Genomic DNA, 13,296 nt, shown 5'->3' on the forward strand with positions numbered 1-13,296 from the left:
CCTTTGAACGTGTCTGTTACCGAGATTCCCCGCGTGCCCAACGCCATCCTGCGCCTCGCCCTGCCATCGCCCCTGCGCCGCCTGTTCGACTACCGCGCCCCGGCCGGGATCCTGCGCGCCCAGTTGCAGCCAGGCATGCGCCTGCGGGTGCCATTTGGCCGGCGGGAGATGATCGGGATCCTGGTGGAAGTCACCGACCACAGCGAGGTGCCGGCCGACAAGCTCAAGCCGGCCCTGGCCCTGCTCGATGCCACGCCGCCGCTGCCGGCGTCGCTGTTCAAGCTCTGCCTGTGGACCTCCCAGTATTATCAGCACAGCCTCGGCGACACCTTGAGCTGGGCGCTGCCGGTGCTGCTGCGCCAGGGCGAACCGGCCGAGGCGCGCCAGGAGCGATTCTGGTCCGTGACCCCCGGGGCTTCGCTGGACGATCCGCGCATCGCCCGCGCTCCACGCCAGCGCGAAGCCCTGGCGACCCTGGCGCAGCATCCCCACGGCGTTGCCCATCAACTGCTGAGCAAGCTGATGCTGAGCAAGGACAGCCTCGATCTCCTGCTGGCCAAGGAGCTGGTTCAGGTGGAGGTCCGCCGGCATGCCCCAGGCATTCGCCATGAACATTGGCTGGCCCAGCCGGAACTGCCACTCAATGCTGAACAGCGGGCCGCTTGCGAAGCCATTCGTGCCGGTTTCGACAGCTATCATGCGTTCCTGCTGGCGGGCGTCACCGGCAGCGGCAAGACCGAAGTCTATCTGCAACTCATCCGCCAGACCCTGGAAGCCGGCAAGCAGGCCCTGGTGCTGATTCCGGAAATCAACCTGGGCCCACAAACCCTGGCGCGCTTCGAACAGCGCTTCAACGCCCGGATTGCCCTGGTGCACTCGGCGGTCAACGACCGCGAACGCCTGGAAGCCTGGCTTGCCGCCCGGGACGGCGAGGCTGATATCATCATTGGCACTCGCTCGGCCCTGTTCACGCCGATGAAGAACCCCGGCCTGATCATCATCGACGAAGAACACGACGGTTCCTATAAACAGCAGGAAGGCCTGCGCTACCACGCCCGCGACCTGGCGCTGGTGCGCGCTCGCCAGGAAAACATCCCGATCGTGCTCGGCTCGGCCACGCCGTCCCTGGAAAGCCTGCACAACGCCTACACCGGGCGCTACGGCTTGCTGCGCCTGAACGAGCGGGCCGGCGGCGCCAAGCAGCCGCGGTTCCTGCGCCTGGATGTGAAAAGCCGCCCGCTGGACAGCGGTATTTCCGGGCCGATGCAGCAAGCCATCGGCCAGACCCTGGCGGCCGGCCAGCAGGTCCTGGTGTTTCTCAATCGCCGAGGCTTCGCCCCGACCCTGCTGTGTCACGACTGCGGTTGGATGTCCGGCTGCGAGCGCTGCGACGCACGGATGACCGTGCACCAACGCCACGGCGAGCTGCGCTGCCACCATTGCGGCCACGCCGAACGGGTACCGAGGCATTGCCCGCAGTGCGGCAAAGTGGACTTGCGCCCGGTCGGTGCCGGTACTGAACGCGCCGAAGAGCGGCTGGGCATCCTGTTCCCGGATTACCCGGTGCTGCGGGTGGATCGCGACAGCACCTCGCGCAAGGACGCGATGAACCAGCTGTTCGCGACGATCCAGAAGGGCCAGCCGTGCATCCTTGTAGGCACGCAAATGCTCGCCAAGGGCCATCACTTTCCCCGGGTCACGCTGGTGTCGATCCTGGATGCCGACGGCGGGCTGTTTTCCGGCGATTTCCGCGCCAGCGAGCGCATGGCGCAGTTGATCGTCCAGGTCGCGGGCCGCGCCGGACGGGCCGAGGAGCCGGGCAAGGTGATCATCCAGACACACCTGGCCGACCATCCGCTGCTGATACAGCTGACCGAGCAAGGCTACTTCGCGTTTGCCGAACAGGCCTTGAGCGAGCGCCGCAGCGCCGGCCTGCCGCCGTTTGCCCACCTGGCATTGTTGCGCGCCGAAGCCCATAAACCCGGCCAGGCCGAGAGCTTCCTCGACGAAGCCTGCAGCGAGGCGGAGCGCTTGCTGGCCGAGCAGCACCTCACCGGCATCGAACTGCTCGGCCCGGTGCCCGCACCAATGGAGCGGCGGGCCGGGCGTTACCGGGCGCAGCTTCTATTGCAGGCCAATGCCCGGGCGCCGTTGCATCGGCTGTTGAGTGCCTGGCTGCTGGTGCTGGAACAGATGCCCAGCGGGCGCGCAGTGCGCTGGTCGCTGGATGTGGATCCGGTGGATTTGTATTGATTTGGCGCTGCTCATATAGCCGCTACCGATACCCTTGTGGGAGCGGGCTTGCCCGCGAATGCGATGGAACCATCAATACGTGTGTCGACTGACACGCCGCTTTCGCGAGCAAGCCCGCCCCCACAGGGAATTGAAAAGCATTCTGCAACATTAAGACTCCAACCGACCCGCTACAGTTGGCAAGCTCGTCTGGGCCACGGATAATGCCCAGTTTTTCCACCAGCGCATCGAAGCGCCGCCGCGCCTGCGGTTGAAAGAGATGACCATGAAAGACACCATTCGCCAGCTCATCCAGCAAGCCATCGCCCAACTCGTCACCGAAGGTGTGCTGCCAGAAGGCCTGTCGCCGGCGATTCAGGTCGAAAACACCCGCGACAAGACCCACGGCGACTTCGCCAGCAACATCGCGATGATGCTCGCCAAACCGGCCGGCATGAAACCGCGGGACCTGGCGGAAAAAATCATCGCCGCCCTGCCCGCCGACGAAAACGTCAGCAAGGCTGACATTGCCGGCCCTGGTTTCATCAACTTCTTCCAGAACACCCAGGCCCTGGCCTCGCGCCTGGACGCAGCCCTGGCCGATGAACGCATCGGCGTGCGCAAGGCCGGTCCGTTACAACGCACCGTGGTCGACCTTTCGGCGCCCAACCTCGCCAAGGAAATGCACGTCGGCCATTTGCGCTCGACCATCATTGGCGACGGCGTGGCCCGGGTACTCGAGTTTCTCGGCGACACCGTAATCCGCCAGAACCACGTCGGCGACTGGGGCACCCAGTTCGGCATGCTGATGGCCTATCTGCAGGAAAACCCGATCACCAGCGACGAGCTGTCGGACCTGGAGAACTTCTACCGCGCCGCCAAGCAGCGCTTCGATGAGTCGCCCGAGTTCGCCGACCGCGCCCGTGGCCTGGTGGTCAAGCTGCAGGCCGGCGATGCCGAGTGCCTGGCGTTGTGGACCAAGTTCAAGGACATCTCCCTGTCCCATTGCCAGAAAATCTATGAACTGCTGAACGTCAAGCTGACCATGGCTGACGTGATGGGTGAGAGCGCCTACAACGATGACTTGGTCAACGTGGTCAACGACCTCAAGGCCAAGGGCATGCTGGTGGAGAGCAACGGCGCCCAGTGCGTGTTCCTCGATCAGTTCAAGACCGCCGATGGCGAGCCGCTGCCAGTGATCATCGTCAAGGCCGACGGCGGCTACCTCTACGCCACCACCGACCTGGCGGCCGTGCGCTACCGCAACGGCGTGCTCAAGGCCGATCGAGTGCTGTATTTCGTCGACCAGCGTCAGGCCCTGCATTTCCAGCAAGTGTTCGAAGTGGCGCGCCTGGCCGGTTTCGTGACCCATCCGATGGAGATGGAGCACATGGGCTTCGGCACCATGAACGGCGCCGACGGCCGCCCGTTCAAGACCCGCGACGGCGGCACGGTGAAGCTGATCGACCTGCTGACCGAAGCCCAGGACCGCGCCTATACCCTGGTCAAGGGCAAGAACCCGGACCTGGCCGAAGACGAATTGCGCAAGATCGCCAAGGTGGTGGGCATCGACGCGGTGAAATACGCCGACCTGTCCAAGCACCGCACCAGCGACTACAGCTTCAACTTCGACCTGATGCTCAATTTCGAAGGCAACACCGCGCCGTACCTGCTGTACGCCTACACCCGCGTAGCCGGGGTGTTCCGCAAGCTCGGCAAGCGCTTCGACGAAGTGGACGGCCAGATCGTGCTTGAGGCGGCCCACGAGCAGGAGCTGGCGGCGAAACTGGCGCAGTTTGGCGAAGTGCTGAACAACGTCGCCGACAAAGGCACCCCGCACACCTTGTGCGCTTACCTGTACGATGTCGCCGGCCTGTTCTCCAGCTTCTATGAGAACTGCCCGATCCTCAGCGCCGATACCCCAGCGCAAATACAGAGCCGCCTGCGCCTCGCCGCGCTGACCGGGCGTACGCTCAAGCAAGGCCTGGAATTGCTGGGCCTGGAAACCCTGGAGCGCATGTAAGTTGGCCGCCAAGAAAAAACCTGCACCCAAACGCGGCGCCAGTCGTTACCAGGCCCCGGCCAAGAAGCCGATTCCGGGCTGGTTGTGGATGGCCATCGGCCTGACCGTCGGCGCATTCATTGTGTTCCTGATGAAGCTCGACCCGGGCCAGGGCGATGACGTCAAGCGTGTCCGGCAAGAGCAACAGAAAGCCACGCGCATCGCCGAGGCGAACAAGACTCCGCCGAGCCCGACGCAACCGGTGAAGCCGAAGTACGACTTCTATACCTTGCTGCCGGAATCGGAAGTCATCGTGCCACCCGATGCGGTGCCGGAAAAAACCCTGCCGACCCCGCAAGTGCCCACCACGCCGGTGACGCCAGCCGAAGCGGCAAAAATCGACACCGCCCGCGCCCAAGCGGCGCTGGCCGGCATCACTCCGCCCCCAGCCCCGCCGGTGCAAAAGGCCGCGCCGGTGACCAAGTTCTTCCTGCAAGCCGGCTCGTTCCGCAAGGAAGCCGATGCCGACAAGGTCCGGGCGCAGATCATTCTGCTGGGCCAGTCGGTGTCGGTGGAGTCCGGGACCGTGAAGGACGAAACCTGGTATCGGGTATTGGTGGGACCGTTCAGCAACCGCGAGGAGCTGACCAAGGCCCAGAAACAACTGGCCGGCAGCGGCTTCAGCAACCTGTTGTTACAACAACGCCAGAGCCGCTGATTTCGCCAAGGACACCTGTGGCTGTGGGGCTTTTGTGGCGAGGGAGCTTGCTCCCGCTGGGCTGCGCAGCGGCCCCAAAAGCTTGGGACCGCTACGCGCTCCAGCGGGAGCAAGCTCCCTCGCCACAGTGAATGCCGTTGCCACAAACTTGATCGACAACCCCGGGGCACCACTCGTCCCCTCTCCCACCTAGCAGTTGAAAAACCCCACGCCACCCCCATATGAGTTCCATCCGGGCATTTTCGCCCCGCTGCGTGGAGACTCTCCCTTGACCACCATCGTTTCAGTCCGCCGTCATGGCAAAGTCGTCATGGGCGGCGACGGCCAGGTTTCACTGGGCAACACCGTGATGAAAGGCAACGCGAAAAAAGTCCGTCGCCTGTACCACGGCCAGGTCATCGCCGGTTTCGCCGGGGCCACTGCCGACGCCTTCACCCTGTTCGAGCGTTTCGAAGGCCAGCTGGAAAAACACCAGGGTCACTTGGTCCGCGCCGCCGTTGAGCTGGCCAAGGAATGGCGCACCGATCGTTCATTGAGCCGCCTCGAAGCCATGCTCGCGGTCGCCAACAAAGACGCCTCCCTGATCATCACTGGCAACGGTGATGTCGTCGAGCCAGAAGACGGCCTGATCGCCATGGGTTCCGGCGGTGCCTACGCCCAGGCCGCGGCCAGCGCCCTGTTGAAAAAGACTGACCTGTCGGCCCGCGAAATCGTCGAGACAGCCTTGGGCATCGCCGGCGACATCTGCGTCTTCACCAACCACACCCAGACCATTGAGGAGCAGGATCTCGCGGAGTAAGCCGGCCACCTGCGCCACGGCTCATTCCCGCTCGAGAACCGCCAATTATTATGTCCATGACTCCCCGCGAAATCGTCCACGAACTCAACCGCCATATCATCGGCCAGGACGATGCCAAGCGCGCCGTCGCCATTGCCCTGCGTAATCGCTGGCGCCGGATGCAGCTGCCTGAAGAGCTGCGCGTCGAAGTGACGCCCAAGAACATCCTGATGATCGGCCCGACCGGTGTCGGTAAAACCGAGATCGCCCGTCGCCTGGCCAAGCTCGCCAATGCGCCGTTCATCAAGGTCGAAGCCACCAAGTTCACCGAAGTTGGCTACGTCGGTCGCGACGTCGAGTCGATCATTCGTGACTTGGCCGATGCGGCCATCAAACTGCTGCGCGAGCAGGAAATCACCAAAGTCCGTCATCGTGCAGAAGACGCCGCCGAGGAACGCATCCTCGACGCCCTGCTGCCGCCGGCGCGCATGGGCTTCAACGCCGACGCCGCCGCGACGCAGGATTCCAACACTCGCCAGCTGTTCCGCAAGCGCCTGCGTGAAGGTCAGCTGGACGACAAGGAAATCGAGATCGAAGTGACCGAGATGGCCGGCGTCGATATTTCCGCGCCGCCGGGCATGGAGGAGATGACCAATCAGTTGCAGAGCTTGTTCGCCAACATGGGCAAGGGCAAGAAGAAAAGCCGCAAGCTCAAGGTCAAGGAAGCGCTGAAGCTGGTGCGCGATGAAGAAGCCAGCCGCCTGGTCAACGAAGAAGAATTGAAGGCCAAGGCCCTGGAAGCGGTCGAGCAGCATGGCATCGTGTTCATCGATGAAATCGACAAGGTCGCCAAGCGCGGCAATGTCGGCGGCGCCGACGTGTCCCGCGAAGGCGTGCAACGCGACCTGCTGCCGCTGATCGAAGGCTGCACGGTCAACACCAAGCTGGGCATGGTCAAGACCGACCATATCCTGTTCATCGCCTCCGGCGCGTTCCACCTGAGCAAGCCAAGCGACCTGGTGCCGGAACTGCAAGGCCGCCTGCCGATCCGTGTCGAGCTCAAGGCCCTGACGCCGGAAGACTTCGAACGCATCCTGAGCGAACCCCATGCGTCGCTGACCGAACAGTACTGCGCACTGCTCAAGACCGAAGGCCTGAACATCGAGTTCACGCCAGAAGGCATCAAGCGCGTGGCGCAGATTGCCTGGCAGGTCAACGAGAAGACCGAAAACATCGGTGCCCGTCGTCTGCACACGCTGCTCGAACGCCTGCTTGAGGAAGTGTCGTTCAGCGCCGGCGACCTGGCCAGCGCCCACGACGAAGCGCCGATCCGCATCGACGCCGAGTACGTCAACAGCCACCTGGGTGAGTTGGCGCAGAACGAGGACCTGTCGCGCTATATCCTGTAACCCAGCATTACAGGCGAACGCGGACCTGTGGGAGCGGGCTTGCTCGCGAATGCGATGTATCAGTCAATATTGCAGTGACTGACACGCCGCATTCGCGAGCAAGCCCGCTCCCACATCTGTCGGTGTCGTTTAATAGATCAAGGCTCCCTTCATATACGGATCCAAAGCCATGACCAAACTCCCCACCGCCATCAACCTGCACAAAGCCTCCAAGACCCTGACGCTCAAATATGCGCCAGACGAGGAGTACCACCTGCCCGCCGAATTCCTGCGGGTGCATTCGCCTTCCGCCGAAGTCCAGGGTCACGGCAAGCCCATCCTTCAATATGGCAAGCTCAACGTCGGCCTGAGCAAGGTTGAACCCGCCGGCCAGTACGCACTGAAATTGACCTTCGACGACGGTCATGACAGCGGACTGTTCACTTGGGATTACCTCTATCAATTGGCCGTGCGCCAGCAAGACCTGTGGAACGATTATCTCGCCGAACTCAAGGCCGCCGGAAAAACCCGCGACCCGGACCAGTCCGTCGTCAAACTGATGCTCTAACTCAAGGGCTGGCGCTTTAGGGCGAATTTTCTAGACTCATCTGCTTGAATGCCCGCGCAGCAACGTCAATGACTGGCCTGCTTGCGAAATAAATCAAACTCGGGTAACCAATGGAGCTGGCAAGGTCCCTGCAAAGGAACCGGCGAGTTCTGGCACACGTTTCCTCATTGGCCCTCGATGCGGAATTAATGGTCACCCGAGCAGCGTATCCGGTATTGGCTGTGGGCTTTACGGTCCGGGTACTCGTCTGAAGGACAATGGAGCGTCGTAGATGAGCAACAAGAACAACGATGACCTGAAGTACCAGGCCTCGGAAAACACCTTGGGGTTGAATCCTGTCGTCGGCTTGCGCAGGAAAGACCTGCTGGCTTCAGCCCGTATGGTGCTGACCCAGGCCATCAAGCAACCGCTGCACAGCGTCAAGCACGTCACCCATTTCGGCATCGAACTCAAGAACGTGCTGTTTGGCAGATCCGAGCTGCAACCGGCCAGCGATGACCGCCGCTTCGCCGACCCGGCGTGGAGCCAGAACCCACTCTACAAGCGCTACCTGCAAACCTACCTGGCGTGGCGCAAGGAGCTGCATGCCTGGATCGATGACAGCAGCCTTTCGCCCCAGGACATCAGCCGCGGGCACTTCGTGATCAACCTGATGACCGAAGCCATGGCCCCGACGAACTCGGCGGCCAACCCGGCAGCGGTCAAGCGCTTCTTCGAAACCGGCGGCAAAAGCCTACTGGACGGCCTGTCTCACTTGGCCAAGGACCTGGTGCACAACGGCGGGATGCCGAGCCAGGTCAACATGGGCGCATTCGAAGTCGGCAAGAGCCTGGGCGTGACCGAAGGCGCCGTGGTGTTTCGCAACGATGTGCTGGAGCTGATCCAGTATCGGCCCATCACCGAACAGGTCCACGAGCGGCCGTTGCTGGTGGTGCCGCCACAGATCAACAAGTTCTACGTGTTCGACCTGAGCCCCGATAAGAGCCTGGCGCGCTTCTGCCTGCGCAGCAACGTGCAGACGTTCATCGTCAGTTGGCGCAACCCCACCAAGGAACAGCGCGAATGGGGCCTGTCGACCTACATCGAGGCGCTCAAGGAAGCGGTGGACGTGGTCACCGCCATCACGGGCAGCAAGGACGTGAACATGCTCGGCGCCTGCTCGGGTGGCATCACCTGCACTGCGCTGCTGGGTCACTACGCCGCCCTCGGCGAAAAAAAGGTCAATGCCCTGACCTTGCTGGTGAGTGTACTCGATACCACCTTGGATACCGACGTGGCGCTGTTCGTCGATGAGCAGACCCTGGAAGCGGCCAAGCGCCATTCCTACCAGGCCGGCGTGCTCGAAGGCCGGGACATGGCCAAGGTCTTCGCCTGGATGCGCCCCAACGACCTGATCTGGAACTACTGGGTCAATAACTACCTGCTGGGTAACGAACCGCCGGTGTTCGACATCCTGTTCTGGAACAACGACACCACAAGGCTGCCGGCGGCGTTCCACGGCGACCTCATCGAAATGTTCAAGAACAACCCATTGATCCGGCCCAATGCACTGGAAGTGTGCGGCACGCCGATCGACCTCAAGCAGGTCACCGCCGATATCTTTTCCCTGGCCGGTACCAACGACCACATCACTCCATGGAAGTCCTGCTACAAGTCGGCGCAGCTGTTCGGCGGAAAAGTGGAGTTCGTGCTGTCGAGCAGCGGTCACATCCAGAGCATCCTCAACCCGCCGGGCAACCCCAAGTCACGCTATATGACCAGCGATGACATGCCGGCCAAGGCCGAGGACTGGCAGGAAAACTCCACCAAGCACACCGATTCCTGGTGGCTGCACTGGCAGGCCTGGCAAGCCGAGCGCTCGGGCAAACTCAAGAAAGCCCCTACGGTATTGGGCAACAAGGCGTATCCGGCGGGTGAAGCGGCGCCGGGCACTTATGTGCATGAGCGGTAACGCATGCAACTCGTCTGCTGCGGGGGTGGGCTTGCTCACGAATACGTCCCGCCAGCCGACATTTATTTTTGAATGCAAGGCCGTCTTCGCGAGCAAGCCCGCTCCCACATTGGTTTTGCTGCGAACATGAGTTTGGAGTTCGCAACCGATCAAGTGTGGGAGCGGGCTTGCTCGCGAAGGTCGCGACTCGGTCCGACAGACCGAACACTGGTAACCCGAGACATGACCCACAGGGCTTGAAGCATGCCGCAACCGTACATTTTTCGTACCGTCGATCTGGATGGCCAGACCTTGCGCACCGCGGTACGTCCCGGCAAGCCTCACTTGACGCCCCTGCTGATTTTCAACGGCATCGGCGCCAACCTGGAACTGGTCTTCCCGTTCATCCAGGCGCTGGATCCGGACCTGGAAGTCATCGCCTTCGATGTGCCCGGTGTCGGCGGTTCATCGACGCCCAACCGGCCATATCGTTTTCCCGGCCTGGCGAAACTCACCGCGCGGATGCTCGATTACCTCGACTACGGGCAGGTCAATGTCATTGGCGTGTCCTGGGGCGGCGCGCTGGCCCAGCAGTTCGCCTACGACTATCCGGAGCGCTGCAAGAAGCTGGTGCTGGCCGCCACTGCCGCCGGCGCGGTGATGGTGCCGGGCAAGCCGAAAGTGTTGTGGATGATGGCCAGCCCCCGGCGCTACGTCCAGCCGTCCCACGTGATGCGCATCGCCCCGCTGATCTATGGCGGCTCGTTCCGTCGCGATCCAAGCCTGGCGGCCAGCCATGCGGCCAAGGTTCGTTCGGCGGGCAAGCTCGGTTACTACTGGCAGTTGTTCGCCGGCCTGGGCTGGACCAGCATCCATTGGCTGCACAAGATCCACCAGCCGACCCTGGTGCTGGCCGGCGACGACGACCCGCTGATCCCGCTGATCAACATGCGCATGCTGGCCTGGCGCATCCCCAATGCCCAACTGCACATCATCGATGACGGCCATTTGTTCCTGATCACTCGGGCCGAGGCCGTGGCACCGATCATCATGAAATTCCTCGAGGAAGAACGTCAGCGCGCCGTGATGCACCCGCATCCTTCGCCGCTGGGTGGCGGCTGACACCGCCCATTAGCGCCTGGCAGGACGCCGGATCGCGCAGCGACCCGAAACAGCGACTATGTTGTCTGGTTCGGTGTGTTTGTTTTTAGCCTGATGACGAAGGAGTTGACTCATGCGCGACAAACCGGCGAAGGGTTCTATTTCCGCCCCTGCCAGCTTCATCAATGTCCAGAGTGCGGTTACCGGCCTGCGTGGGAGAGACTTGCTGTCGACGCTGCACAGCGTGGTCGCACAGGGTTTGCGCAACCCGGTGCACAGTGCCCGGCACGCGTTGAAGCTGGGCGGGCAGCTGGGCCGGGTGCTGCTGGGCGAAACCCTGCACCCCACCAACCCCAACGACCAGCGATTCGCCGATCCCACCTGGCAGCTCAACCCGTTCTACCGGCGCAGCCTGCAAGCGTACCTGAGCTGGCAGAAGCAGGTCAGGAGCTGGATCGACGAAAGCACCCTGAGCGAGGACGATCGAGCCCGCGCCCACTTCGTCTTCGCCCTGCTCAACGATGCCGTATCGCCCTCCAATACCTTGCTCAACCCGCTGGCCGTCAAGGAGCTGTTCAACTCCGGCGGCACCAGCCTGATTCGCGGCATCAGCCACCTGGTAGATGACCTGCTGCACAACGATGGACTGCCGCGGCAGATCCCCCCCCACGCTTTTGAAGTCGGCAAGACCCTGGCGACCACACCTGGTGCCGTGGTGTTTCGCAACGAATTGCTCGAGCTGATCCAATACCGGCCCATGAGCGAAAAGCAGTACGCCAAGCCACTGCTGATCGTGCCGCCGCAGATCAACAAGTTCTATATCTTCGACCTGAGCCCCTCCAACAGCTTCGTCCAGTACGCCCTGAAAAACGGCCTGCAGGTTTTCATCATCAGCTGGCGCAACCCTGACGTACGCCACCGTGAATGGGGCTTGTCCAGCTACGTCGAGGCCACGGAAGAAGCCATGAACGTCTGCCGGGCGATCACCGGCGCCCGGGAAGTCAACCTGATGGGCGCTTGTGCCGGCGGCATGACCATCGCCGCCCTGCAAGGCCATCTTCAAGCCAAGCGCCAGTTGCGCCGGGTCGCCAGCGCCACCTACCTGGTGAGCCTGCTGGACTGCCAGATCGACAGCCCGGCGACGCTGTTCATCGACGAACAGACCCTGGAAGCGGCCAAACGCCGCTCCTATCAAAAAGGGGTCCTCGATGGTCGCGACATGGCTCGGGTATTCGCCTGGATGCGCCCCAACGATCTGATCTGGACTTACTTCATCAACAACTACCTGCTGGGCAAGGAGCCGCCGGCCTTTGACATCCTCTATTGGAACAACGACTGCACCCGGCTTCCTGCCGCCTATCACGGCGACCTGCTGGACTTCTTCAAGCACAACCCGCTGACCCATCCTGGCGGCCTGGAAGTGTGCGGCACGCCAATCGACCTGCAGAAAGTGACCGTGGACAGCTTCAGCGTGGGCGGCATCAATGACCACATCACGCCGTGGGACGCGGTGTATCGCTCGACCCTGCTGCTGGGCGGCGAAAAACGCTTCGTGCTGTCCAACAGCGGTCATGTGCAGAGCATCCTCAACCCGCCGGGCAACCCCAAGGCCAACTTCATCGAAAGCCCCAAGCTGAGCAGCGACCCGCGTGCCTGGTACTACGACGCCAAGCACACCGAGGGCAGTTGGTGGACCCAATGGCTGGAGTGGATCCAGGCACGCTCTGGCGCCCAGCACGAAACGCTGATGACCCTGGGCAATGCGAATTACCCGCCCCTGGAAGCCGCTCCCGGAACCTATGTTCGCGTGCGCTGAACACCTCATTCCACGGTCAGGCTGTTGGCCGTGGCACGACTCGATCATTAAGAAGACCGAATGAAAACCCGCGACCGCATCCTTGTATGTGCCCTGCAGTTGTTCAATGAAAAGGGCGAACCGAACGTTTCCACCCTGGAAGTTGCCAATGAAATGGGGATCAGCCCTGGCAACCTCTATTACCACTTTCACGGCAAGGAGCCGCTGGTCCTCGGCCTGTTCGAGCGTTTCCAGGCCGAACTGGCACCGCTGCTGGACCCTCCCGCAAACGTGCAGTTGGCGCCGGAAGACTACTGGCTGTTCCTGCACCTGATCGTCGAACGCCTGGCCCAATACCGGTTCCTGTTCCAGGACCTGTCGAACCTGGCCGGGCGCCTGCCGAAGCTGGCCAAGGGCATCCGCCAATTGCTCAATGCCCTGAAACGAACCCTCGCTTCACTGCTGGCGCAGCTCAAGGCCCAGGGCATGCTGGTCAGCGACACCCAGGCGCTGGGGCAGTTGGTGGAGCAGATCACCCTGACGTTGCTGTTCTCGCTGGACTATCAACGGATCCTCGGTCGCGAAGGCGAGGTTCGGCTGGTGGTCTATCAGGTCATGATGCTGGTGGCCCCGCATTTGCCGCCCGCGACCAAGGTGGCGACCGAGCAGTTGGCGTTGCGGTATCTGGAAGAACACGAATAACGACCTGTGGGAGCGGGCTTGCTCGCGAATGCGGTGTGTCAGTCAATATCACTATTGAATGACCCACCGCATTCGCGAGCAA

10 protein-coding genes are annotated in these 13,296 nt (G+C 62.4%); all 10 read left to right on the plus strand.

The annotated features are described in order from the left end of the window. Positions 1 to 33 precede the first annotated feature (33 nt). The 10 genes from AD663_RS25905 to AD663_RS25950 all read left to right on the plus strand — a co-directional run bounded on the left by AD663_RS25905 (position 34) and on the right by AD663_RS25950 (position 13,214). A complete protein-coding gene (locus AD663_RS25905) occupies positions 34 to 2,253 on the plus strand; it encodes a primosomal protein N' (RefSeq protein ID WP_003186631.1) in 2,220 nt (739 codons plus the stop codon). Between the two features lie 265 nt (positions 2,254 to 2,518). Then, positions 2,519 to 4,255, plus strand: coding sequence for an arginine--tRNA ligase (argS, locus tag AD663_RS25910; RefSeq protein WP_003186633.1), 1,737 nt, complete (start codon positions 2,519 to 2,521; stop codon positions 4,253 to 4,255). 1 nt (position 4,256) lies between these two features. After that, positions 4,257 to 4,952 carry an SPOR domain-containing protein gene (locus tag AD663_RS25915; protein ID WP_003186635.1) on the plus strand — a complete coding sequence of 232 codons (696 nt, stop codon included), beginning with the start codon at positions 4,257 to 4,259 and terminating at the stop codon, positions 4,950 to 4,952. 268 nt (positions 4,953 to 5,220) lie between these two features. Continuing rightward, entirely contained in the window at positions 5,221 to 5,751 is a 531-nt protein-coding gene (gene hslV / locus AD663_RS25920; protein ID WP_003186641.1) for an ATP-dependent protease subunit HslV, read from the plus strand. 50 nt (positions 5,752 to 5,801) lie between these two features. Continuing rightward, positions 5,802 to 7,139 carry an ATP-dependent protease ATPase subunit HslU gene (gene hslU, locus AD663_RS25925; protein WP_003186642.1) on the plus strand — a complete coding sequence of 446 codons (1,338 nt, stop codon included), beginning with the start codon at positions 5,802 to 5,804 and terminating at the stop codon, positions 7,137 to 7,139. Between the two features lie 169 nt (positions 7,140 to 7,308). Further along, a complete protein-coding gene (locus AD663_RS25930; RefSeq protein WP_003186644.1) occupies positions 7,309 to 7,686 on the plus strand; it encodes a gamma-butyrobetaine hydroxylase-like domain-containing protein in 378 nt (125 codons plus the stop codon). 271 nt (positions 7,687 to 7,957) lie between these two features. After that, positions 7,958 to 9,637, plus strand: a complete 1,680-nt coding sequence (phaC, locus tag AD663_RS25935; RefSeq protein WP_003186646.1) for a class II poly(R)-hydroxyalkanoic acid synthase — start codon at positions 7,958 to 7,960, stop codon at positions 9,635 to 9,637. A gap of 243 nt (positions 9,638 to 9,880) precedes the next feature. Continuing rightward, positions 9,881 to 10,738 (plus strand): poly(3-hydroxyalkanoate) depolymerase, encoded by an 858-nt coding sequence (gene phaZ, locus AD663_RS25940; protein ID WP_003186648.1) that lies wholly within the window; start codon positions 9,881 to 9,883, stop codon positions 10,736 to 10,738. 112 nt (positions 10,739 to 10,850) lie between these two features. After that, positions 10,851 to 12,533: a class II poly(R)-hydroxyalkanoic acid synthase gene (gene phaC, locus AD663_RS25945; RefSeq protein ID WP_053214767.1), complete on the plus strand. Its 1,683-nt coding sequence runs from the start codon at positions 10,851 to 10,853 to the stop codon at positions 12,531 to 12,533. A gap of 60 nt (positions 12,534 to 12,593) precedes the next feature. After that, complete coding sequence (locus AD663_RS25950; protein WP_003186652.1) at positions 12,594 to 13,214, plus strand: TetR/AcrR family transcriptional regulator; 621 nt, start codon at positions 12,594 to 12,596, stop codon at positions 13,212 to 13,214. Positions 13,215 to 13,296: the final 82 nt, after the last annotated feature.

It is taken from the genome of Pseudomonas sp. Q12-87, assembly GCF_001269755.1.
GTDB lineage: Bacteria > Pseudomonadota > Gammaproteobacteria > Pseudomonadales > Pseudomonadaceae > Aquipseudomonas > Aquipseudomonas fluorescens_S.

Coding starts and splice junctions, on each gene's coding strand:
- argS (WP_003186633.1), top strand. CDS start 2,519: ATGAAAGACACCATTCGCCAGCTCATCCAGCAAGCCATCGCCCAACTC.
- hslU (WP_003186642.1), top strand. CDS start 5,802: ATGTCCATGACTCCCCGCGAAATCGTCCACGAACTCAACCGCCATATC.
- AD663_RS25930 (WP_003186644.1), top strand. CDS start 7,309: ATGACCAAACTCCCCACCGCCATCAACCTGCACAAAGCCTCCAAGACC.
- phaC (WP_003186646.1), top strand. CDS start 7,958: ATGAGCAACAAGAACAACGATGACCTGAAGTACCAGGCCTCGGAAAAC.
- phaZ (WP_003186648.1), top strand. CDS start 9,881: ATGCCGCAACCGTACATTTTTCGTACCGTCGATCTGGATGGCCAGACC.
- phaC (WP_053214767.1), top strand. CDS start 10,851: ATGCGCGACAAACCGGCGAAGGGTTCTATTTCCGCCCCTGCCAGCTTC.
- AD663_RS25950 (WP_003186652.1), top strand. CDS start 12,594: ATGAAAACCCGCGACCGCATCCTTGTATGTGCCCTGCAGTTGTTCAAT.